The sequence below is a fragment of the Streptococcus gallolyticus subsp. gallolyticus DSM 16831 genome, from assembly GCF_002000985.1.
In the GTDB taxonomy this organism is placed as follows: Bacteria; Bacillota; Bacilli; order Lactobacillales; family Streptococcaceae; genus Streptococcus; species Streptococcus gallolyticus.
This window is the reverse complement of record NZ_CP018822.1, coordinates 1,300,175-1,324,120: the sequence shown is the minus strand read 5'-3', so window position 1 is coordinate 1,324,120 and position 23,946 is coordinate 1,300,175. Positions and strand designations below refer to the sequence as shown.

Genomic DNA, 23,946 nt, shown 5'->3' with positions numbered 1-23,946 from the left:
AAGAGAGCGGAGTGATGAATTGGATTATTCTTGCTTTTGTCATAATCATTGCTGGTGTTTGGGTATTTAGTAGCCGTTATCAAAAGGAATACTATGCGCAAGGTGAGCAAATGGGAGGTCCTTATCTCATTCAGTTTAAAGACGTTGACATCTTGCCAGAATTGCTAAGCAATCGTAAATTACGAGAAACAATTGACGTTATCCATGCTGACAGCAACGGCAAAAACTACCGTGTGTACTCTAAAATTAATGATAAAAAATTGCAGCAGTTGATTGTAAAAGAACTTGGATTAACCACTAATCAAGTTCAGGTTACCTATATAAAATTATATACTTTTGTTTGAAAAGAACATACTTTCAAGAAACAAACATTTTTTGGTCAGTAAATCAAGAAAAACTCAGGCGAAAAAAATAACTTTTTCGTCTGTTTTTTTAGTTTTATGCCACAATCATTACGGAAATTGTAAGGCTCTTAATCTTGATTTTCCGCACTTGGTGAAGTATTTTCCTTATCAAAGAGGAAAAAGAGTACATTTACTTTATGTAAGCGTTTTTATAAAATGAATGTGTAAATAAAAAACAAAGGAGATTCACATTATGGCTAAAAAAGCTTTAATTATCTGTGCTGGTGGGATGTCATCATCAATGATTGCCAAAAAGACAATGACACTCCTCCAAGAACAAGGAAACGACATTGAGATGGATGCCGTTGGTGTTCCAGAAGGACAAAAACGCATCGAAGCTGACAAATACGATCTGTATCTTGTCAGTCCACAAACGAAAATGAATTTCAAACAATTGGCTGATGCAGCAGCAAAAACAAACAAACCAATCGTACAAATTCCACCACAAGCGTACATTCCAATTCCAATGGGAATTGAAAAAATGGCTGTTTTGGTGAAGGAAAATATCTAAATTGATGTGTTATAATGGTTCTATTGTTGTTTGGAGGTGTCCTTTTCTGTGTTAAATAAAAAAGAAAAGCAAATTATCCAATATCTGATGAAAGATAGGGATAAATTTGTTACTAGTAAAGAACTAGCAGCACATTTGAACTGTTCGGACAGAACAATTAGAACTTACTATAAAACACTTGTTGAAAAATTAGATGATTATTCTGGAATTGATTTGATTTCCAAACAAGGTTATGGTTATAAGTTAGACGTTTTAGATGACGACGCTTTGGCTGATTTCTTGGAAGAAAATCATATCAATGACCACCATTTTGATTATCAAAGTATTACGGATATCAATGACCGTTACAATTATCTGCTAAATAAACTTTTGTTTGAGCAAAATGAAATTTATTTTGACGATTTAGTAGATGAATTATATGTCAGTCGGTCAACGTTATCTAGTGATTTTAAAAAGATAAGACAAAAATTTAAACCATATCATTTAAAGATTGAAAGTAAGGCTAATAAGGGTGTTTACGTAACGGGGTCAGAACGTGATAAACGGCGATTCATCATGGATTATTTTATTTCATCTGGTTTTATCGATACCATGCACTCTTATGTTGATAATGAATTGCTTAATCAGAGGATTTCTTTTGAAGAGTTGACCATTATTGTGCTTGATGAATGTCGAGAAGGTGGGCTCAAGCTATCTGATTTTGTGATTCAAAATTTGGTGATTCATATTGCTTTAGCCATTCGTCGTATTACGGAAGGGTTTAAAATCAGTAAATTAGAAGAGGAAGAGTTAAAGCTACGTGAATTACCAGAACGGCAGATTGCTGATAATATCTTAAAACGTGTGTCCGTATCAACGGGAATTGATTTTCCAGTCGAAGAAGTAGATTACATTACTCTGCATTTGATTTCAAAAAGTCATGGAAACGCGCGCTATGTTTCCGAAAGCATGCAAGAGCAGATGCGTCAAGAGCTCATTGACAGTATTGAAAAAATCAATCCAGAAGTCAAAAATGATTTTCAGTTAATCGAAGGACTTTTGGCACATTTATCAACCATGTTGATTCGTTTGGAAGGTAAGGTGGTCTTGGAAAATCCTTTGACTACGGAAATTCAAGCTAATTACCAAGAAATGTATCAATTGGCAGAGCAAGTCATTACCACAATGCCAACTTTTCAATCTTTTTCTTTAACACCAAATGAAATCGCATACATTGCGCTACATTTTATGGCTGCTAAAGAACGTTACAAAGAACAACGAAAATACAATGTTCTTGTCATTTGTGCAACGGGATATGGAAGCGCACAAATGTTAAAAAGTAGAATTGAAAATGAACTGGGAAACCTGATTTCGATTACGGATGTGATTGGTTATTATGAAATTAATGATGAGAAATTAAAAGGAATTGACTTTATCGTTTCTTCGATTGATTTGTCAAATTTGATTTTCAATATTCCCGTTTTTACTGTATCAGTTTTTCTGACAGATGAGGAGTTACAAGAGATTAAGCACGGCATTTCACATTTAAATACGTCAACGTCATTGAGAAAAATGGAAGATGAGACTTCTGAACTTAGTGTCAGAGAAGTATTTGACGACTATTTTTCAAAAGAAGCTTTCTTTATCTTGTCCAATGTTTCTAAAGACGAAGTATTGAGAAAGCTGGTAAAAAGCATTTCTAAACATGAAAATGACCAGTTTGAAAAACGTATGCTTGATATGATGAAACAACGTGAAGCAATGAGTTCTATTATTTTCGGTGAACACATCGCTGTTCCACATCCGATGAAAGCTGTCGGTAGTAAACATCATTTTGCGGTTGCTTTAATTCAAGATGAGTTATTATGGGATGACCAATATCCGTCAATCAAAATTGTCTTTTTAATGTCAATGTCAATTCATGAAAATGATGGCTTGCCAGAGCTAACCTCTGCCATTGTTGATTTGGTTGATGAACCAGACCTTCAAGAGCAAATGTTAGCCTGCCAATCATTTGAAGAATTTAGAACATTATTTTTTAAAATAAAAGAAAGGTAGGAGTTATATGAATCCAGAAGAGTTACAAGTCGCAGCATTTGAAATTATCTTAAATTCTGGGAATGCCAGAACAATGGTTCATGAAGCCTTTGACGCCATGCGCGAAGGCAATTATGACCTGGCAGAACAGAAATTACAAGAATCAAATGACGAACTTTTGAAGGCTCATCAAGCACAAACCAATTTGCTACAAGAGTACGCAGGTGGTAAAGAGATTAAAATTGAAATCATCATGGTTCATGCCCAAGACCATTTGATGACAACGATGACACTTCGAGAAGTTGCACTTGAAATGCTAGAGTTATATAAAAAAGTTAATTAGTTGAGAGGGGATAAATGATGGCAGCTTTAACAGAACAAGAGAAAAAGAAGTTAGATGAAACAAGACGTGAAAATGGGATAAAAAATATGTATTACACACGTTATTTCCTAATTCGTTATGTGGTGGCATTCTTCTTCTTTGTCAATCTCTATTGGATATTGATGTTTTTCTCTACTGATAATGTGAGTTTCATTGTTATCCCTTTCTTTATGGCTGTATTCGGTGCCATTTGTATGTGGGAACAATCACGGATGTATTCAAGAGAACAAAAACCAGCTGTTAAGACAAAACTGTATTTTCAACTGATTATTGCAGTAAATATTGTTTTAATTTTAGCGACTTTGTTTAACCAATATCATTATTTTTACCCATTCTTATCTGAATCTACAACGACTCAAATTTTTCTTATCGTGATGTTATTACTTGGGATTCTTATGGCATCATGGATGCTAGTAAAATTAGGACGTATTAATCACAATTCAGATAAGCAATATTATCGTATTCAACAATATTTGGCATCACTAAATTAATCAATCACAAACATTCTATAGTTTTTAGGAGGAGTAAAAGATGTTTGAATTTCTAGAAAAGTACCTAATGGGTCCAATGGGAAAAGTTTCTACTTGGCGTCCTGTTCGTGCTATTGTTGCCGCTGGTATGGCAAGTATTCCCTTCACCATTGTTGGGTCAATGTTCCTTGTATTGAGTATTATCCCACAAGCATTTCCGATTCCAGCCTTGACCACACTTTGGGCAAACTCGGTTGATAAGATTGCACCGCTATACTTGCAAGCTTACAACTGTACTATGGGGATTTTATCTCTTTACTTTGCCATTGTTATTGGTTATGAATATACTAAAATTTTTGCAGAAGAAGATGACTTGAATGTAGATCCTGTTTATGGTGCTTTGCTTTCTGTATTTGCTTTCTTCTTAACCATTCCAGAATTGTTAGTTTCAAATGGTGCGTTTGATTACCTTAACGTTGACGGTGCTACTATTAATGGTTGGACAATCGGTGGTAATAGCTTGGATCGTTTGTCAACATCAGGTATGTTTACGGCTATCTTGATGTCAATTCTTGCTGTTCAACTTTATAAAACATGTATCAAACGCAACTGGGTTGTAAAAATGCCAGAAGCTGTTCCAGAAGGTGTTTCACGTTCATTCTCAGCTTTGATTCCAGCAGGTGTTGTAGCCATTGTTGTTCTTGTTATTAACGGTATTTTTGTTGTTTTAGGTACTGATATTTACAACGTTGTTGCTATTCCATTTAGTTTCGTTAAGAACATTGCCAATTCATGGCTTGGTATTGTGGTTATTTACCTCCTTGTTCACGCTTTGTGGATTGTTGGTATTCATGGTGCAAATATCGTTATGGGGCTTGTTAACCCAATCCTTTTAGCAAATATGGCAGAAAACGTTGACGGTGCACATATTGCATACGCTGGTGAATTTACGAATTCATATGTCACAATCGGTGGTTCTGGTGCGATGCTCCTTGCCTGTGTATGGTTGGCTTTTGCGGCTAAATCATCTCAACTTAAAATGCTTGGACGTGCAGCTATGGGGCCTGCTATCTTCAACATCAATGAACCATTAATCTTTGGTCTTCCAGTTGTCTATAACCCAACACTTGCATTGCCGTTTATGCTTGCACCAATTGTCAGTGCAACAATTGGTTACTGGTCAGTTAAGATTGGATTTGCTGCCGTATCAATCATTCAAACACCATGGCCAACCCCAATTGGTTTAGGTGCCTATGTTGGTTCAGGTGGTAGTGTTGGTGCCTTACTTACAGCTCTTGTCTGTGCGGCAGCTGCATTCTTGGTTTGGTTCCCATTCCTTAAAATGTATGACAACCAACTTCTTAAAGAAGAAGGTGTTGAAGCTTAAGCCACTGCATCTTGCTTATTACAACTATATAAATAATGAGGTTGGGCACTTTTGTCCAAACCTCTTTTTTATAGAAAGGACGTGAAAATATGGGAGAATTAGGAATTTCTATCTATCCATCAAAATCAAATTTAACTGAGATGAAAGATTATATAGCGCAAGCGGCTGAGATAGGTTATCAACGTATTTTTACTTCGATGTTAGAGGTAGCAGATAATCCAAGTGAAACAATTGGAAGATTTAAAGAAATCATTGACTATGGAAATCAACTCGGGATGAAAACGTCGCTTGATGTTAATCCTAAATTGTTTGCAAAACTCGGCATTTCTTATCAGGATTTGCAATTTTTTAGTGATTTAGGTATTTGGTCTGTTCGGTTAGATGAAGGGTTTACGGGGCTTGAAGAAGCCAGAATGGCAATGAATCCTTTTGGAATTTTAATCGAACTCAATATTTCACGAGGGCAACATTACATTGATATGGTCATGGATTTTGGAGCCGATAAGAATCGGATAATTGGCTCACATAATTTTTATCCTCAAACTTATACAGGCTTGGACTTTGATTATTTTGTGCAAACTGCAGGGCAATATAAATCACATCATTTGCGCACAGCAGCCTTTGTTGATTCAATGAATGGTTCGGTTGGTCCATGGCCGGTATCTAACTTGATGGTGAGCACAGAAATTCAAAGACAGTTACCAATAACAGAACAAGTTCAACTGCTTAAAATGACAGATGTGATAGACGATATTATTATCAGCTCGTCATTTTTACCTAAAGAAGAGTTAGCAGCAGTTTATCACGTATTTTATTCATCTGTTCCAATGTTGTCGGTTCATTTAGCTAAAAATGTGACAGAAGTGGAAAAAGATGTTATTGTCACTCCTTTACACATGTATCGTGGAGATTATTCTGGCTATATGATTCGGTCGTCAGAAACGCGTATTACTTATAAAGACTCAAATTTTCCAACACATGACATACAATCTTTGAAAAAAGGTGACATTACGATTTGTAATAATGCAGCTGGTCAGTACAAGGGAGAATTACAGATTGTGCTAAAAGACCGCCCAAATGATGGGAGCTTTAATCTTGTTGGCAGAATTAAACAGAACAATTTGCTGATACTGGATTTATTGAAACCATGGCAACAGTTTAAATTACAAATAAGTAGTTAAGCTCAAAAATCCCTATATTATCTTGTAATATAGGGATGATTTTCGTTAATTTTCTGGGATGTCAGCGGATGCTGAGAGGTCGTGGAGTTCTTTGAATTCGGCGAGTTGTTTGCTGTATTTATCAATAGCGGTATCTGTCGCGAAAGCACCAAGTGGGAGACGAAGTGGAAGTTGTGGGTTATTTGTCACTTGGTCGTAGATGATTTCAGCGGCTTTGATTGGGTCGCCTGCTTCGTGTCTAGCACCATTTTCATTTGTGGTGATAAAGTCAGTAAATTGTTGGTAGTCCTCGATAGAAGGTAACGCTTTGTCAGAAGAACGTCCTGCCCAGTCAGTGCGGAAACCTGACGGTTCGATAATGAGCACTTGAATGTTTTTGTGAGCGACTTCTTTAGCTAAGGATTCGCTAAGTCCTTCAACTGCATATTTTGTTCCATGATAGAAAGAGAGCGTTGGGAATGAATACAATCCACCGATAGATGAAAAGTTGATAATCACACCTTCATTTTGTTTGCGCATGGTTGGCAAAACAGCGCGTGTCATATCAACAAGTCCCCAAACATTGACATCAAACATATATTGTACAGTTTCACGGTTACTTTCTTCAAATGTGCCAAAATAACCGATACCAGCATTGTTAACCAAAACATCAATACTGCCAAATGTATCAAGCGTTGCTTTGACAGCTTTTTGAATCTCTTCTTGATTGGTAACGTCAAGTTTTAATTTCAAAATTTGACCGTGGTCAAACTCATCAAGGTAGCTTAGTTGTTCTGGTTTACGAGCGGTAGCGACAAGATTGACATCGTCTTTTTGAGCTAATAAACGTGCCAATTCTTTTCCGAAACCAGTTGAAGTACCAGTGATAAACCATGTTTTTGTCATCATAAATTCCTCCGTAAATTTGATGACTTTATTATAAAAAATTGTGCCGATTTATTTTGGTAGTTTTCCACGCTTTTTGGTAAAATTTCAGTAGAAATAGGAAAAATTCTACTTTTCAAGTATTTTAATACCATTATTTTTAGTACAATTTTCTTAGAGACTAGATGAAAGAGAGGTGGTCTAAAATGCCTGATGCTGTTACTCGAAAACAAATTGATTACCAAGCTTTTTTAAACCGTGAGAGCCAGAAACGTCATCATCGTTATGATGAAGAATTGCAGCAATACAGCTATCTCAAAAATGGTGATTTGGAAAATGCCATAAAGGCTACCAAACAGATGTTCCGGTCAGATTTGACAGGGCATCTATCGGAAAATCCAGTTAGAAATTATCAATATCTTTTTGTCGCATCGGTGACACTTGCCACACGCTTTGCGATTCAAGGTGGGTTAGATGAAGAAGTGGCTTTCAACACAAGTGACCTCTACATTCAAAAAGTCGATAAACTTGATAATGTACCAGATATTTTTGACTTGCAGGTTGAAATGTTTACCAGTTTCACAAAATTGGTTAGACAAAGTAAGCTCGACCAAGCACAATCACTTCCAATTTTGCGTTGTATTGAGTACATTGACTTGCATTTGCATGAGACGATTACTCTAGCTGATTTAGCGAAACACACAGGCTATTCAAGTAACTATATTTCACAATTGTTCAAGGAACGCATGAATCAGTCTGTCAAGTCTTACATTCAAGCACAGAAAATTGCCGTTGCCAAAAATATGCTACTAGAATCTGACTACTCACTTCTAGAAATCTCAGAAACACTTTCTTTCAGCTCGCAGAGCTATTTCACAAAAGTGTTTAAGAAAATCGTTGGAATGACACCTTTGGAGTATAAATCAACGTTTATAGCAAATGCTATTGAGGAAAAATCGAAGAATAGCTAAAAAGCAAACAAATCAGACCTCTAATTTGTTTGCTTTGGTGAATAATATTTTTTACATGCCACGTTTAAGTTTTGAGTTTGGAATGGCTCGTTCAGCGTGAATTTTAGCTTTTTCTTCATCTGATAATTGGTGATTAGTTATCCAAGCTTTTTGTGTATCTTCGTCTCCACAAGCAACGTTCGTTTTTCCTTGAACTAGAGCATCGTAAGCTTGTTTGGCAATATCAAGTGGTGAATTTTTCCAACTATTGTCACCAAATGCTGTTGTTTGCATACCTGCCTTAGCGTGGAAATTTGTTGCCGTAGCTCCTGGGTGAGCAGTTGTAATTTGAATATTTTTGTCACGAAGTTCCTCGCGAATACTATTGGCAAATGAACTAATAAAGGCTTTTGACGGTCCATATACGCTTTCGTATGGCGTTGGAGTGGTTGCAGATAAGGAACTAATAAACAAAATCTTCCCGCCGCCAGCTTTAATCATATCAGGTAAAAAGCCGTAAGTTAATCGTACTGGAGATAACAAATCAAGCGAGATAACATTCAAATGTTCTTCCAAACTATGGTCGATAAAAGCACCACCAACAGAAATTCCAGCATTTAAGACAAGCAAATTTAGCGGTTCAGCAGTTTCTTTTACGGCATCAATGAGTTCTTGATTTCCTTCTGCGGTGATTAGATTACATCTTACAGCGGTTACTCTGCTACCAAGCTTTTCTAACTCTTTTTTCGCTGTTTCCACATCACCAATACCTGCAATCACTAGATTATAGCCGTTTACAGCCAGTATTTGGGAAATTTCAAAACCGATACCAGCATTTCCACCAGTAACAAGTGCTAAAGGTTTAGTCATCATAATATCCTCTTTTCTTGTTTGATGTCTTCATCATAGCAGAAGAGGTATTGAATTTTTGGTAAAAAAGAATGATAATTGGTTATTTTTATGGTTAATTTTGCGGAGGACTCTATTTTCTAAGGAAAATTGAACGACTATTCTTGACAGACTGAAACAATGTTTTTAAAATGTCTGGTAGAAAATGAACTTTTTGAGACAACCTTTAAAAAGGTGACGCTTATTTAATCATATTACTTTTGTAGTTTTAGATGAGAGGATTTATTTTATGAAAATGACAGAACTTGAAAAATTACAAGCAGGCTTGCCATATTGTTTCACGGATTCAGCTATTGAAGCCATTAAAAAAGAAGCACTTAGGAAATGCCAAGCTTTGAACGCTATTGACATTTTAAATACGGAAGAACGAACTGCGGCGATTAAAGACCTTTTTGGAACGACTGGTGAGAATGTCTCTGTCTTTCCAAATTTTAATTGTGATAATGGGAAAAATATCCATGTCGGTGAACAATTCTTGATGAATTATAATGGGATTATTTTGGATGTTGCCGAAGTTCGTATCGGTCATCATGTCATGATTGGTCCAAATACCATGATTACGACTGTTAATCATCCGCTAACACCGCAAGGCAGACGTGATAACATTGGTATCGCGAAGCCAGTCACGATTGGAAATGATGTCTGGATTGGCGGCAATGTCACGATTCTTCCAGGGGTGACAATCGGTAACAATGTCGTGGTTGCCGCAGGTGCAGTTGTCACCAAGAATATTCCTGATAATTGCGTCGTCGCAGGCGTACCAGCTAAGATGATTAAAACCATTGACAATGATATAGACTGAGGATGTCACACTCACCATGAGATTTCTATTTTTGAAAATCTTGTGGTGATTTTTCATATCATAGTATTAGTTTTTCTGATAATAGACAAGGATATTTTCAAGAAAATAGCGTATAATGGCGGAAAAGGAGAAGCTTATGACAATAAAAGTAATCGCAACAGATATGGACGGAACGTTTTTAACGAATAACAAAACCTATGATAAAGTACTTTTTAACCGTTTATTTGATAAATTTATGGCAGATGATATTAAATTTGTCGTGGCAAGCGGTAATCAGTACCGTCAAATTATTCAACAATTTCCTAAACATAAACATCAAATGACGTTTGTGGCTGAAAATGGCGGTCACATTATTGAAAACGGCAGAACCTTGCAAGAAGCCTTTGAAACTGAAGAAGCGATTTCAGCTTTGGTGAATTATATTGAAAAGTATTATCCCGACACGGTGATTAATTTGGCAGGGAAAGACTCATCTTACCTTCCTGCAGCGACACCTAAGAAAGTGAAAGACTTGCTCAGTTATTATTTGCCTGTGTTAACTTACGTTGACAATCTTCACCCGATTCCAGATGATCATTTTTTCAAAGTAACCTTGCTGGTTCGTGACGATTTGACGTTCAAAGTTCGTGATGACATTAACACGCTTTTTGCTGATTACCAGCTAACGGCTACTTCTAGTGGTTTTGGTTGTATTGACGTGATTCCCTCACACGTTCACAAGGGAACAGGGCTTGATTTTCTACTTAATCATTGGGACTATACTCCAGAAAATCTCATGGTATTTGGCGATGGCGGCAATGATATTGAAATGCTAACACTAGCAAAATACTCATTTGCAATGGCAAACGCTCCGCAGGAAATCAAGGCTGTTGCTAGCTACCAAGCGCCGTCAAATCAAGAAAACGGCGTGTTACAAGTCTTGTCAAATCATTTTTTGAAAGGTATTGAGTTGTGATAAAATTAATTGCAAGTGATATGGATGGAACTTTCTTGAATCCTCAAGGAAGTTATGATAAAAGAAGATTCCAAGACCTTTTAAGGCAATTAACCGAAAGAAATATTCTTTTTGTTGTTGCAAGTGGTAATCGTATGGAACGTTTAAGACAAATCTTTGCAGAAGTCTCTGACAATATTGATTATGTCGCTGAAAATGGAGCTCTTGTTATTGACAAAGGAAACCTATTGGCGCGACAAACAATGCCTAAACACCTTGTTGATGCTGTTGTTGTATTTTTTGCTGATAAATTGAAATCTTATCGAGTGATATTGTCGGGAGTTGAGGCTTCTTATGTACTTCAAGGGACTTCGTTTGAATTTGGCACAGCCGCTGTTTCACAAGATGAGCTGCGACAATTTTTTTCTAATCTTGTTTATTTAGAAGATCTTACAAAACGTCCTAAAGATCCTATTGTAAAAATTACTATGATGGTAGACTCAGATGATGTCGATGAGGTAACACAACAGTTTAATCAAGAGTTCCATGGAGATTTGCGAGCTGTGTCAAGTGGTTACGGAGCTGTTGATATCATTCAAAGTAGTGTTCACAAAGCATGGGGCTTACAAGTCCTGATGGCAAAATACAAAATTAAACCAGAAGAAGTTGCTGCTTTTGGTGATAGTGGAAATGATAAGGAACTCTTAAACTTGGCTAAGTATTCTTTTGCGATGGCAAATGCAACACAAGATATTAAAAATGTTGCATGTTACCAAATTGCATCAAATGCTGAAGATGCAGTGCTGACAACGATTGAAAAAATACTTTCAGGAGAAATAAAATGACAGATTTTCAAGAACTATATCACAAAGCTGATGTGCAAGAATATCGTCAGTATATTTTGGCTGACCAACAACATCAATTGTGGGAAAAATACGTTGCGCTCAATAAAACTGTTTCACATCCCAATATTGTGTTTGCAGGCGATTCCATTACAGAATATTTTCCAATTCATGAACTGCTGACATCAACTGTGCCGCTGTATAATCGTGGTGTTCATGGTATTGATAGTTTACAGTTTCTAGAGCACCTTAGTAGTCAAATACTAGATTTAGCACCGAGCAAAGTTTTTCTATTGATTGGTGTCAATGATTTGAAAAAACGCACACCAGAAGAGGTTTGCCAAACCATTCAGAGCATTATTACAAAGATTCATCAACAGTTGCCAGAAACACAGATTTTCTTATTATCTGTTTTTCCGATGAATGAATCGCCTGAATTTGTACGCACACCAAGCTTGCGAAATAATCAAAGTATTTCACTACTAAATGATAACCTTAGTCGATTAGCTGGCGATGAGGTACGTTGGATTGACGTTCATGATTTACTTTGTGATGAAACTGGGCAACTCAAACGTGACTGGACAGTTGATGGGCTTCATTTGACAGTAGCAGGTTATCGGGTGATTGCTGACGCTATTCAGCCATATTTAGTGTGATAGTATCATTTTATAAGATGATAATGCAAGATTACGCTTTCAAATAACAATATAATATTATTGTACTTAATTGAAAGAAGGGAAACGATAGATGACAAAAGCATTTCCAAAAAAATTCCTTTGGGGCGGAGCGATTGCTGCCAACCAAGCCGAAGGAGCTTATAACGAAGATGGTCGCGGACTTGTTGCGACTGATGTGACAACAGGCGGTAGTGTTAATGCGCCACGTTACATGACTTATATTGATAAAGATGGCAAGCCTGGTAAAGCGCCAGCAATGGGACACAATGGTAAAATCCCAGAAGGTGCTAAATATGCGGTGCTTGATACCGAACATTATCCAAACCATGTAGCGGTTGATTTCTACCATCGTTATAAAGAAGATATTAAATTATTTGCTGAAATGGGCTATTCAGTCTTTCGCTTGTCTATTTCTTGGGCACGTATTTTCCCAAATGGTGATGACAAAGAGCCTAACCAAGCTGGGCTAGATTTTTACCGTTCAGTTTTTGAAGAATGCCGTAAATACAACATTGAGCCTTTGGTGTCTATTTGGCATTTTGACACGCCACTTGCTCTTGAAGAAAAATACGGTGGTTGGAAAAATCGTAAACTCATTGATTTTTACGTGCGCTATTGCGAAGTGATTTTCACTGAATACAAAGATTTGGTTAAATACTGGCTAACTTTCAATGAAATCAATAATACGACCATGTTCCTTGATATGTTTGGTGCAAAAGCGAGCGATGCTGATTATCAAGACGGTTATCAAATTTTACACCACCAATTTGTAGCGTCAGCTAAAGCTGTGCAACTCGGTCATGCTATCAATCCTGATTTTATGATTGGAAATATGATTTGTGGGATTACTTTCTATCCAGGAACTTGTGACCCAGCAGATATTTTGGCTAACGAACACAAATGGGAATCTGGCATTTATTACTGTGGTGATGTTCAAGCCAAAGGAAAATACGGCACATATGCTAAACGCCTTTGGAAAGAACACAATGTTGAGTTAGACATTACGGCAGAAGACCTCGAAGATTTGAAACGTGGTACTGTTGACATGTACACCTTCTCATACTATATGTCAAACAACGTGACGACACATACAGGTGTTGAAGAAGTAGCAGGGAATTTCTCAACTGGTGCTAAAAACCCTTACTTGACATACTCTGATTGGGGTTGGGCACATGACCCAGTAGGGCTTCAATATTACCTTGAAAAAATCTACGACCGCTACGAAATTCCATTGATGGTTGTCGAAAATGGTCTTGGTGCCTTTGATACGGTTGAAGAGGATGGCTCAATCCACGATGACTACCGTATTGATTACCATCGTGCGCATATCAATGCCATGGCAGACGCGATTGACAATGGTGTTGACCTTATCGGTTACACAACTTGGGGATGTATCGATATTGTCTCAGCAGGTACTGGTGAAATGCGTAAACGCTACGGCTTTATCTACGTTGATATGGATGACGCTGGAAACGGCACCCTTAACCGCACACCAAAAGATAGCTTTTATTGGTACAAAGACGTTCTAGCAACAAACGGACAAAAAGCCATTGACGAAGCAAGTCAAAATCATTAATTGATATAAAATATGTAAACTTCCTTTAACTTCCGTCTTTTGGCGGAAGTTTTTTAGTTGAAAAAAGTAACTTTTCTTTAAAAAAAGTTACTTAATTCTCTTTTTGAAGATAAGTGGTGTTCTATCCTTTAGTAACGAATACTATAATATGACTATCTTAAATTGAAAGGGAGTTTATATGACACGAAAACAAATTGGTCTAGCTACTGTTGGTTTGTTATTGGCAAACTTTATGGGTGGACTGGATACTACGCTTTTAAACGTTGCTCTGTCGCAGATTGTCAGTGATATGCATGCAGTGAATGAAGTCGGTCTTTTAACGTCTATTTTATTATTTACAATTGCCATAACAACTGTTCTTTGGGGGAAAATTGCTGAAAAAATCGGCAATAAAAAAAGCTTTATCATTGCAACGATTATTTTTGTTGTAGCCTCGGCAATTGGAGGATTATCTTCGAATATTTGGTTATTGATTTTAGCGCGTGCTTTCATGGGAATCGGAATTGGAGGCATGGTTTCTATTCCTTTTATTATTTACATTGATTTGTATCCTGAGTTAACTGCGCGTGCGACAGCTCTTGGGTGGGTGACAGCTTTTTATGCTGTTGCAACCATTCTTGGTCCGATTATTGGTGGGGTACTCGTTGATACCTTCGGTTGGCGTTTGGTCTTTTTCATCAATGTTCCATTTGGTATCCTATCTATTCTTTTATTGCAGATAAATTATAAAGAAAATCAAATCTCATCAGTAAAATCAAAAGTTGATTTTCTTGGCAGTGGCTTATTAATCATTGCTTTATCATTACTATTATATACAATCACCTCTATCAGCAGCCTTAGTCTTGGTATGATTGTAGGGTTACTTGTGATTGTTGCTATTTTATTGTTTGTTTTCTGGAGAGTGGAACATCATGCGATTGACCCTATTTTACCACCAGTTTTAGTTACAAATTGGCCTTATATTGCTAAGAGTTTGTTGATGACTTTAGTTTATGGTTTGACAATGGCTTATAGTATTTATGCACCGATGTGGGCGCAAAATATTCTTCACACGAATGCTACTCTAGCTGGTGGTACGCAAATACTAAGTTCTATTTTGCTTATTGTCGCAACACGTTTGACACCGAGATTATTTGAACGTTTTAGTTTCAAACAGATTATTCAAATTGGTTTTAGTTTTGTCCTACTATCAGCCGTTATCATGGCTCTACTTCCAAGTTCAAGTCCATATTGGCTGCTTGTCATCACGGGAGGTTTGCAAGGTTTAGGGCAAGGAATGATTTTTCCACCTGCTCAAGTGGCTTTCCAAGCAGATGTTGACGAGAGTATTGTTGGTGTGGCAACGACTTTCAGTTTGTTAATTCGAACACTTGGACAAACACTAGTGACTTCAATTTATGGCGTTATCTATGCTCAAACAACTGCCAACGGTATTTCTGCAAGTCACGGTGAAATTACCCTATCAGCAATGAATAACTTGGGGACTTTAGACGTTTCGTCTGTGTCACAATCTGTTTTGACACAAATGGAAGCTATCGCATATCATGGTTTTCATATTATTTTTGTAGTTGCTTTGATTTTGGTGGCTATTGGAACTGTGATGAATCGCTTTAGCTGGCAAAAAGATTAATCATGATTAACTAAAAAGTGAGGTTTTAAAATGAATACAGAGAAATTTTTTGATAAAATGGCATTAAAAGAATTGGTAGATACATTTTCAAATTTAGCAGATATCAAGGATACGAAAACACAAGCTCAATTGTTTGTTGAAGATGCTAAATTAGAGTCATTTAACGGTGATTTTCATTCGGTGCAAAATGGTCGTGAAGAAATCGAGACAGCTTGTGCCAATTTTCTTGCTCTTTTTGATACTGTTTATCATTTGAATGGTCAACAAGTTGTTGATATTAATGAAACAGGAGACGCGGCGACAGGCACAGCTTATTGCCATGTTGTTTTGATTGGTGAAAACGAAGAGGGCAAACGTATCCAAACGACACAAGGTGTCCGATACAATGACGAATACATCAAGATTGATGGTAAATGGAAAATTGCGAACCGTACATCTCACTTCGTCTATACCGACACAAAGGAAATGTAGTAGCATAAATTCATAAAATCCTTAATTTGGCAGATATTTTAAATGGATTACTTGTTTTAGCGTTAGAAAAAGGAGAATTCATGATTTTAACAGGAAATGAAGATTTGCGTGTTATTAAAACGATAGAAGGCATAAAAAGTGCTTTTGAAGAATTGATTTGTCAAAAAGATTTTGAAAAAATTACAGTTAAAGAACTATCTGAAAAAGCTAGAATCAACAAGAAAACATTCTATCATTATTACGCCGATTTATATGATTTGTTAGCCGAAATGCAAGTCGAATTATCTTCTGGTTTTTTAGAGCGCGTACAACACTATCGCCTACCTGATGACTTGTCCGAAGTGACGCGCGAATTTTTCCTATACTCTAGCGAGCAGGGTGAAGCATACGAGAAAATCACGTGTAGTGGTTCTTATGAATATGTCCGAAACAAGATGATTGGACAAGTTAATGATGTGACTTGGGGAAAATCTTCTGTTTATCAGAAGTTATCTGATTTTGATAAAAAATTGATTGTCAACTATGCCAACACCGTTAGCCTTGAAATCTATAAACAATGGATTGCAAGTGGGAAAGTAATAGCATTAAATGAAATCATTAATCGAGCTATCATTTTAACAAGCTCGGGAATTCAAGGATTTTTTGAAAAATAGTAGCACTTCCGTCTTTTGGCGGAAGTTTTTTAGTTGAAAAAAGTCAGAAAATTGCTCTAATGTTTCTTCTTTTAAGATTAAAGTTATGTTAAAATAATAGAGAAAATTGAAATAACTTTTTATGGAGATTATTATGAAACAAAAAGGTCATGGAACAATCAAAAAATCAAAAGCCTATGGTGCCATTGGAACTTTGCTACTATCGGGAGCTTTAATTGCTGCTTTGGGAACAACAAACGTTAGCGCAGATGAAACAAGCGTGGATACAGCAGCAACTATTGAAACAGTCGTTGAGTCATCAGCTGTCCAAGGAGAATCTGACAACGAAACCGTTGAAGTAGAAAGTGTTGACAGCGACAAGACCGCAACGGTTAATGATGAACAAGAAGTGGTTTCTGAAGATAACCAAGCTGACGTTCAAGAACAGACGACAACTGATGAAAATGTTGAGTCTGAAACAGCAAAAGACGTGTCATCAGAAAGCTCACAAGCCACTACAGATACAAAAGTGTCTGATAGTGAAATAACAGAGCAAACAGAAGATGTTACAACCGATACACAAGATTCTGTCCAAACTGATGAACAACTAGCAACCGTCGAAGAATCGGCTGACAATGCGACTGTTGAGCGTGGAGCAACTGGAAATGCGACTAACGAAGTCACAAGTGTTTCTTTAGCAAGCAACGGCTTTAACTTACAATATAATCAAGCCATTGCAAGTGGTGCTAAAATCATGTTTGCGGTTTGGTCTGACGTTAACGGTCAAGATGACTTAGTTTGGTACATCGCAGACAGCAACGGAAAAGCAACCGCTAAATATACGGGCTCATACGGTAAATATAATGTTCACACGTACCAAAATCTCAATGGAAAGATGACTGGACTGAACGGAACAACAATTAATGTTCCAAAACCGAGTGCTAAAGTAACCATTACAAAAGCCAGCGCCACAACTTATAAAGTGACCGTCACAGACGTACCAGTTTATATTACTAGTGTAAGCTTGCCAACGTGGACGGAAAACAAAGGACAAGATGACATTATCTGGTATAAGACAACTAAGGATTCAACGACAACGTATTCAGCAACTATCAGCGTTGCCGAACACAACCTTGAAAGTGGTAAGTACAATGTCCACGTTTACGGAACAAGTGCGGTTACCAATTCTCTAACAGGTTTGTTGGGAACAAGTTTCCAAGGTGACTATGCATTTGGAGATATTGCGGTGTCAGCTAGTCTCGGTCAAAAAGGGATTAATATTACAATACCAAGTGATGTTAGCAAGGCAATGACTGTTTATCATGCGGTCTGGTCTGCTAAAAACGACCAAGATGATATTGTCTGGTATAAAGTTCCTTCTAACGGAGAATTAACAGCTAAATATACTGGTGATTATGGTAAATATCTTATTCACACATACGGTGTTGTTAACGGACGCATGATTGGATTGAATACCACAAGTATCGATGTTGTCAAACCTAGTGTTTCTGTTGATTTGACTAAGGTCAGCGAAACATCTGTTAAAGTTACTATTAGCGACGTGCCAGCTTACATGACTAGTATTGTCCTACCAACTTGGACTGAAAACAAAGGACAAGATGATATTAAATGGTATCAAGCTACTAAGCAGTCAGACGGCAGCTACACTTACACTTTCTATGCCAAAAATCATAACTTTGAATCAGGGCATTATAATGTTCATGTTTATGGAACAAGTGCCGTTACCAACTCTTTCATTGGGTTAACAGCGACAAGTGGTATTGATTTAACATTCTCAGAAAAGCTTACTAATCCAACCGTAACAGTTCAAAATCACAATGCTGCTAACGGAACCTTGCAAGTGGTAATTGCAGAAACAGAAACTTCTAAAGATATTGCTAGCGTTGCAGTCGCTGCATGGTCACAAGCAGAACAAAAAAATATTCACTGGTACACAACTTCAAGTGTTGTCAATGGTAAAGTAGTTGTGACTGTTGATGAAAAATATCATCACAATATTTCTGGCGATTATACTGTTCACGTATATGTCAAAACAACAAGCGGTGATACCGTTGGTTATGCCTTGGGAAGTTATGCGTTAACGAAAACACAATCAACAGCCAAGGCGACAACAAGCTATAAAGGTACTGGTGTTTATAGTGTGACGATTTCTGGTGTTTATTCAAGTGGAACGGTGAAATACGCTGTTTGGTCTGATACGAATGGACAAGATGATATTAAATGGTATGACGCTACGACATCAGGAACAACCGCAACTGGTCTTATCAATGTAGCAAATCATTCTGGTACAGGCACATATCATCTTCATGCTTATCAATCTGATAATGGGCAGATGTATTTCTTGACATCAACAGATTTCACCGTTAAACAAACCAACTACAACACACCGTATTATAATCAACGTGACGGACGTTGGGCAAATACGCGTTATGGCTATTACACAATGGCTTCAACTGGTTGTGTGCCAACAAGTCTTGCCATGGTCTTTTCAGCATTGACCAATACTGAAGTGCTACCAACAACGGTAGCAAGTTACCTTTACAACAATACTGTTGAATTTAACCGAGGCACAGAAGGAACAACAGGAAATGGTATTTTGGTTGCCTCTCGTCAATGGGGCTTGACACCGACTGTTATTAATTCCTCAGCTGCGCTAACAAGTGCTCTCAAAGAAGGGCATCATGTGGTGGCAGCCGTTCAACAAGATAAATTCTCACCATGGGGTTATGGTACTAGCCATGAAATTGTTCTAAAAGGTTACTCAAATGGAAATACTTATGTTTCAGACCCATACAATTCAGCCAATAACGGTTGGTATCCAATTGCTTCGCTTTGGAATGAACAAAGTACGCAAAGCGTGGATACTCGTGGTTTAGGAAATCCATTTGTCAAAATTACAGATATTTAATAGAAGAAGCTGAAAGTAATTGTGAAATTGCTTTCAGCTTTTTTGATTATTCATCACAGTATCATGATATAATAGAAATAAACTTGAATGGATAGTGAGGAATAATAGGACGATGATCAAGATGATTGCCGTTGATATGGACGGGACTTTTTTAGACGAAAATGGGCGATATGACATTGAGCGATTTGAAAAAATACTCGAAGAATTGGAAAAACGTGAGATTTTATTTGTCGTGGTAACTGGTAATCAGATTTCGCGGATGCGTCATATTTTTGGTGAGCAGTCAGATAGATTGGCTTACGTTGTCGGCAATGGCAGTCACGTTATTGTGAAAAATGAGACCAAGATTTTAAAAAATCTGAGTGAGAAGCAGTTGGAGCATTTGTTTGCTTATTATGAACATCATTTTGATGACTATCATATTGTTGTTTCATCGCCAGAGCATTCTTATATGACCAAAGGGGCTTTTTCATGCGATAACTTAGCAGATAAAGCCAGTTTGGATTACTATAATAACAGCTTTCCGAATGTGATTTTACTTGATAATATGTCTGAAATACCACAGGAAGCCATTAATAAGATAACCATGAAGGTTCCAATGTCAGCAGAAGAAAAGGTAACCAACGATTTTAGGCGTGAATTTCCTGACTTGGTGCCAATGGCAAGCGGTTTTGGAGCGCTTGATGTTGTCCTACCAAATATTGATAAAGCTTGGGGATTAAAGCAAATCATGACACTTTTTGACATTAGCCCAGATGAACTTATGGCATTTGGCGACGGAGATAACGACCTAGCCATGTTGTCTTTGGCTTATCATTCTTATGCTATGGAAAATGCGACAGAGCGCGTGAAAGAAACAGCCAGATTTACTGCACCAGCTAATACCAAATCAGGCGTTTTCCAAGTTATCGAAGCGTATTTAAAGGAAAATTAAAGTATTTTAATACCAAAATTCTTGAGATAATTAATCTTAAGAATTTTTTGAACTTATCTTTTGACAAAAAAAGTCTCAAGATATAAAATATAAACCGTAGATAAAAAATATCCAAAGAATGGAGCATGTGATGACAACAATTGTATTATTAGGCGGAAATGGTTATATCGGTCGGAATGTCACTAAAAATTGGCTAAAAAAAGATTCAAGTGCTGAATTTTACGTTTTATCGCGTTCTGGAAAAAATGAATTGAAGGATTCGCGTATTAAAAATATAGCTGTTGACGTCACATCTGTGGGAGCAGTTGAAGCAGTATTGCCAGAAAAAATTGATTATATTATCGATTTTATTGGACGACCAGAAAAAGATGTTGACCTATTTAAAAAAGTTAATAATTTACCTGCTCAAGTTATGCTTAGGGTTGCTGAAAAACATCGTGTTAAAGCAATGGGGTTTATTGGTGGTGTTCTCGGTCCGAAATCGTTTGTAAATGGGAAGAAGCTGATTATCGAATCTTTGGAAAAATCAGATATTCCATTAGCAGTGGTTGAGCCAACGATTGTCTATGGGAATGGACGAGCTGATACTTTAGCCAAAATGGTTCCTATTTTGAAAGTGGTGGGTGTTTTAGTAAAAATGCTAAAACCTGTCCATGTTGACGATGTCGCTAATGAGTTAATAACACAACTAATCAAGAGGTCATAATGAAATTAAATAAAAGCTTTGAGCAAGCGGTTTATGTGCTAACGATGTTAGCTTTACAAGAAAATCATACACCAGTTAAAAGTCATGTTCTTAGTGATATTTTAGAAGTGTCGGATTCTTATTTGAAAAAAATCCTTGTTAAATTAACAAGAGCAGGTCTCATTCAATCAAATGCTAGTAAAGTTGGTGGGTATCAGTTAGCCCAATCTGTGACAACTATCACACTTAAAGACGTCTTTTTTGCTCTTGATTTACAAGCTAATGTTATCGAATTCAAACATATGGCTCATCACATCTATGATGATACAAGTCACGTCAAACAAGTTGAAAATAAGGTTCAACAAACATTGGAAAAAGGACTTTTTGCATTCTATCACGAGTTGGATACATTGACAATTGCTGATTTACTCCAAGAAGAAGCCTATGAGAATGGTGCTATTAATTGGAGCAATAAAGTAAAAAATCATCTCAATAAATAGCTATCCTACAGTTAAACATTCTCTCTTATTTCTGAAAAGCACCCTAGGGTGTTTTTTTCATATCCGACACTTTCTTTAAAAGTTGTTGTGTTAAAAGGCACTAAAAATTTCTATACTAGGATTATCAAAGGAAAGGAGTTCTTGGATATGTCAATTACAGAAAAAAATGAAAAAATTGCTGAAAAAGTTGGTGCCACTCATAAAACCATTGAAAAAACAGTTGTCGGTGCTTACAAAGCCACAGAAACTGGCGCTGTCAACGGATTCAATAAAGTTTCAGACAAATTCATTGAAAAATTCTTTACAAAAGACGGTGAAAGTGTCGAAGAGGCTAAGAAACGTTTAGCAGCATCAGCTGAAAAATCAAAAACACGTTCAAAAGACATTAACGAAAAAGCTAAATCTCATAAATATTAAATCGTTTTGGTAAATAGAAAGGACAAAACATGAAAAAATCAGATTTTATCACACTTATTACCTATACAGTTAGCACTTTAGTCTTGGCTCTTGGGATGTGCATGTTTACACTTCCTGATTGGCACTTGCAAAATATCGGCTTGCCAGTTGCTATCGTTGGTCTCCTGCTCGAAGTGATTTCTTGGGTGATTCAACGTCGCTTGGCTGGCAAAGGAGCTCCAAACGTCAATCCAAAACTAGTTGGAAAAGTAGTCTATTCCGTTGTTGCTGCGCTTGTTTTCGGTGGTGGTTTTGCCTTGATTAGCTCAGGAAATTTTGTTATCGGGTTCGTTTTAAGTCTAGTTGGTCTGGTACTACTTATCGGTATTATTCCAGTTGTTGTCGGTTTGAAAAATTAAGAAAATAAAATTAGCTGAGACAAGTGCTCAGCTAATTTTTTTAAATTTATTTCTTGGCAAAATAACGTTTTGTTTCATGGATAATGACTGGTGAGAGTGCCAAGAGGGCAATCAAGTTTGGTAAAGCCATAAGTCCATTAACGATATCAGCAATAACCCAAATCAATTCTAATTTGAGGAAGCCGCCGAGGGCAACCATAACAACGAAGATACTACGATAAAGTTTGATGTGTTTTGTTCCGAAAAGGAATTCAAAACAACGTTCACCGTAATAAGACCAACCAAGGATTGTCGTAAAGGCAAACAACACAAGACAGAATGTAAGAGCAATCGCACCGGGCGTTCCAAAGATTGATGAGAAGGCAGCTTGTGTCAACGGGGCACCTTCAAGACCAGAAACAGTCCATTTTCCAGTAACAATGATAGAAAGCCCAGTCAAAGTACAAATGATGATTGTATCAATGAAAGTCCCTGTCATTGAGATAAGCCCTTGTTCAACAGGTTCTTCTGTCTTAGCAGCGGCAGCAGCGATTGGAGCAGAACCAAGCCCAGATTCATTAGAGAAAACACCACGAGCAATCCCTTTTTGGATAGCGTCTTTAACGACTGCTCCAGCAAAACCACCGACTGCAGCCGTACCAGTAAAGGCACCAGAGAAAATTTCACCAAACGCTGGTAGGATTTGATTGGCGTGAGCAAAAATAACAGCAAGCGTAGCAACGATATAAATGATAGCCATGAAAGGCACGACTTTTTCGGCTACTTTTGAGATAGATTGAATACCGCCAAAAATGATGATAGCAACAAGAACTGCAATGACAACACTTACGATTTGTGGCGCCAAACCAAAGGAATTTTCAAGTGATGATGTAATTGAGTTTACTTGTGAGAATGTCCCAATACCAAAATAAGCAACCAAAACACCAGCAACTGCAAAGAAAACAGCTAAAGGTTTCCAACGTTTTCCCATACCATTGAGGATGTAATACATTGGACCACCAGAAATTTCACCATTATCATCTTTAGTACGGTATTTAATGGCAAGAAGCCCTTCAGAATATTTTGTCGCCATTCCAAAGAAAGCAGCCATCCACATCCAAAAGAGTGCGCCTGGTCCACCAGCTTTAATAGCTGTTGCCACCCCAACGATATTCCCTGTACCGACGGTAGCGGCAAGTGCAGTAGCCAAAGCAGCAAAACTTGAAATATCTCCCTGCCCTTTATCATCAGCAAAGATTAATTTAAATGCTTTAGGTAATTTAATCACTTGAAGTAAGCCGAGGCGGACAGTTAAGTAAACACCAGTCCCAACGAGCAAGATTAAAAGCGGTGCTCCCCAGACAATATCATCAAGTAAAGTATAAAAGTCTAACATAAAAAGAAATAGTCTCCCCATTTTAAATATAGCGCCAAAGATGCCAATAGAAAAAGAGTTATCTAAAAAG

The 23,946-nt window shown here is 37.1% G+C and carries 25 protein-coding genes; 22 read left to right on the top strand and 3 right to left on the bottom strand.

The window, feature by feature from the left end; all coding sequences use genetic code 11:
• The first annotated feature begins 14 nt into the window (after window positions 1–14).
• From BTR42_RS06670 to BTR42_RS06640, 7 genes are all read left to right on the top strand, one after another.
• A complete protein-coding gene (locus BTR42_RS06670) occupies window positions 15–344 on the top strand; it encodes a hypothetical protein (RefSeq protein ID WP_009854319.1) in 330 nt (109 codons plus the stop codon).
• A gap of 253 nt (window positions 345–597) precedes the next feature.
• Entirely contained in the window at window positions 598–915 is a 318-nt protein-coding gene (locus BTR42_RS06665; RefSeq protein WP_009854318.1) for a PTS cellobiose transporter subunit IIB, read from the top strand.
• Between the two features lie 48 nt (window positions 916–963).
• Window positions 964–2,952: a BglG family transcription antiterminator gene (locus BTR42_RS06660; protein WP_009854317.1), complete on the top strand. Its 1,989-nt coding sequence runs from the start codon at window positions 964–966 to the stop codon at window positions 2,950–2,952.
• Between the two features lie 7 nt (window positions 2,953–2,959).
• Window positions 2,960–3,274 (top strand): PTS cellobiose transporter subunit IIA, encoded by a 315-nt coding sequence (locus tag BTR42_RS06655; RefSeq protein WP_009854316.1) that lies wholly within the window; start codon window positions 2,960–2,962, stop codon window positions 3,272–3,274.
• Window positions 3,275–3,291: 17 nt separating this feature from the next.
• Window positions 3,292–3,804: a hypothetical protein gene (locus tag BTR42_RS06650; protein ID WP_231097578.1), complete on the top strand. Its 513-nt coding sequence runs from the start codon at window positions 3,292–3,294 to the stop codon at window positions 3,802–3,804.
• Window positions 3,805–3,844: 40 nt separating this feature from the next.
• The gene (celB, locus tag BTR42_RS06645; protein WP_009854314.1) at window positions 3,845–5,170 is read left to right on the top strand and encodes a PTS cellobiose transporter subunit IIC; all 1,326 of its coding nucleotides are present in this window, start codon (window positions 3,845–3,847) and stop codon (window positions 5,168–5,170) included.
• 89 nt (window positions 5,171–5,259) lie between these two features.
• Window positions 5,260–6,351 (top strand): DUF871 domain-containing protein, encoded by a 1,092-nt coding sequence (locus tag BTR42_RS06640; protein WP_077496972.1) that lies wholly within the window; start codon window positions 5,260–5,262, stop codon window positions 6,349–6,351.
• Window positions 6,352–6,396: 45 nt separating this feature from the next.
• Here the strand turns inward: BTR42_RS06640 and BTR42_RS06635 are convergent, their stop codons facing one another.
• On the bottom strand, window positions 6,397–7,239 hold the full coding sequence (locus BTR42_RS06635; RefSeq protein WP_077496970.1) for an oxidoreductase: 843 nt from the start codon (window positions 7,237–7,239) through the stop codon (window positions 6,397–6,399).
• 182 nt (window positions 7,240–7,421) lie between these two features.
• Here BTR42_RS06635 and BTR42_RS06630 point away from each other — a divergent pair, with 182 nt between their 5' ends.
• Window positions 7,422–8,186: an AraC family transcriptional regulator gene (locus tag BTR42_RS06630; protein WP_077496968.1), complete on the top strand. Its 765-nt coding sequence runs from the start codon at window positions 7,422–7,424 to the stop codon at window positions 8,184–8,186.
• A 51-nt stretch (window positions 8,187–8,237) separates the two neighbouring features.
• On the opposite strand, the gene BTR42_RS06625 is transcribed toward BTR42_RS06630, so the two are convergent.
• Window positions 8,238–9,038 carry an SDR family NAD(P)-dependent oxidoreductase gene (locus tag BTR42_RS06625; RefSeq protein ID WP_039694524.1) on the bottom strand — a complete coding sequence of 267 codons (801 nt, stop codon included), beginning with the start codon at window positions 9,036–9,038 and terminating at the stop codon, window positions 8,238–8,240.
• A 265-nt stretch (window positions 9,039–9,303) separates the two neighbouring features.
• Between BTR42_RS06625 and BTR42_RS06620 the strand changes: the two genes are divergently transcribed.
• The 14 genes from BTR42_RS06620 to BTR42_RS06555 all read left to right on the top strand — a co-directional run bounded on the left by BTR42_RS06620 (window position 9,304) and on the right by BTR42_RS06555 (window position 22,501).
• A complete protein-coding gene (locus BTR42_RS06620) occupies window positions 9,304–9,876 on the top strand; it encodes a sugar O-acetyltransferase (protein WP_174564804.1) in 573 nt (190 codons plus the stop codon).
• Between the two features lie 136 nt (window positions 9,877–10,012).
• Complete coding sequence (locus BTR42_RS06615; protein ID WP_077496966.1) at window positions 10,013–10,831, top strand: Cof-type HAD-IIB family hydrolase; 819 nt, start codon at window positions 10,013–10,015, stop codon at window positions 10,829–10,831.
• A complete protein-coding gene (locus BTR42_RS06610) occupies window positions 10,828–11,655 on the top strand; it encodes a Cof-type HAD-IIB family hydrolase (protein WP_077496964.1) in 828 nt (275 codons plus the stop codon). The genes BTR42_RS06615 and BTR42_RS06610 overlap by 4 nt, the downstream gene beginning before the upstream one ends.
• Window positions 11,652–12,308, top strand: coding sequence for an SGNH/GDSL hydrolase family protein (locus BTR42_RS06605; RefSeq protein ID WP_039694521.1), 657 nt, complete (start codon window positions 11,652–11,654; stop codon window positions 12,306–12,308). Before BTR42_RS06610 ends, BTR42_RS06605 begins: the two co-directional genes overlap by 4 nt.
• A 91-nt stretch (window positions 12,309–12,399) precedes the next feature.
• Window positions 12,400–13,905 (top strand): glycoside hydrolase family 1 protein, encoded by a 1,506-nt coding sequence (locus tag BTR42_RS06600; RefSeq protein WP_077496962.1) that lies wholly within the window; start codon window positions 12,400–12,402, stop codon window positions 13,903–13,905.
• 178 nt (window positions 13,906–14,083) lie between these two features.
• Complete coding sequence (locus BTR42_RS06595; RefSeq protein ID WP_077496960.1) at window positions 14,084–15,535, top strand: MFS transporter; 1,452 nt, start codon at window positions 14,084–14,086, stop codon at window positions 15,533–15,535.
• A 30-nt stretch (window positions 15,536–15,565) separates the two neighbouring features.
• Window positions 15,566–16,006 carry a nuclear transport factor 2 family protein gene (locus BTR42_RS06590; protein ID WP_077496958.1) on the top strand — a complete coding sequence of 147 codons (441 nt, stop codon included), beginning with the start codon at window positions 15,566–15,568 and terminating at the stop codon, window positions 16,004–16,006.
• An 80-nt stretch (window positions 16,007–16,086) separates the two neighbouring features.
• Window positions 16,087–16,659 carry a TetR/AcrR family transcriptional regulator gene (locus BTR42_RS06585; RefSeq protein ID WP_009854303.1) on the top strand — a complete coding sequence of 191 codons (573 nt, stop codon included), beginning with the start codon at window positions 16,087–16,089 and terminating at the stop codon, window positions 16,657–16,659.
• Window positions 16,660–16,792: 133 nt separating this feature from the next.
• Window positions 16,793–19,567 (top strand): GBS Bsp-like repeat-containing protein, encoded by a 2,775-nt coding sequence (locus BTR42_RS06580; protein WP_077496956.1) that lies wholly within the window; start codon window positions 16,793–16,795, stop codon window positions 19,565–19,567.
• 112 nt (window positions 19,568–19,679) lie between these two features.
• Window positions 19,680–20,501 carry a Cof-type HAD-IIB family hydrolase gene (locus BTR42_RS06575; protein WP_077496954.1) on the top strand — a complete coding sequence of 274 codons (822 nt, stop codon included), beginning with the start codon at window positions 19,680–19,682 and terminating at the stop codon, window positions 20,499–20,501.
• Between the two features lie 130 nt (window positions 20,502–20,631).
• Window positions 20,632–21,207: an NAD-dependent epimerase/dehydratase family protein gene (locus BTR42_RS06570; protein WP_012962005.1), complete on the top strand. Its 576-nt coding sequence runs from the start codon at window positions 20,632–20,634 to the stop codon at window positions 21,205–21,207.
• Window positions 21,207–21,686: an RrF2 family transcriptional regulator gene (locus tag BTR42_RS06565; protein ID WP_009854298.1), complete on the top strand. Its 480-nt coding sequence runs from the start codon at window positions 21,207–21,209 to the stop codon at window positions 21,684–21,686. The genes BTR42_RS06570 and BTR42_RS06565 overlap by 1 nt, the downstream gene beginning before the upstream one ends.
• Before the next feature lie 147 nt (window positions 21,687–21,833).
• Window positions 21,834–22,103 (top strand): hypothetical protein, encoded by a 270-nt coding sequence (locus BTR42_RS06560; RefSeq protein ID WP_012962004.1) that lies wholly within the window; start codon window positions 21,834–21,836, stop codon window positions 22,101–22,103.
• A 29-nt stretch (window positions 22,104–22,132) separates the two neighbouring features.
• Entirely contained in the window at window positions 22,133–22,501 is a 369-nt protein-coding gene (locus BTR42_RS06555; protein WP_003064981.1) for a hypothetical protein, read from the top strand.
• 46 nt (window positions 22,502–22,547) lie between these two features.
• Here the strand turns inward: BTR42_RS06555 and BTR42_RS06550 are convergent, their stop codons facing one another.
• A complete protein-coding gene (locus tag BTR42_RS06550) occupies window positions 22,548–23,876 on the bottom strand; it encodes an alanine/glycine:cation symporter family protein (protein WP_077496944.1) in 1,329 nt (442 codons plus the stop codon).
• Window positions 23,877–23,946 lie beyond the last annotated feature (70 nt).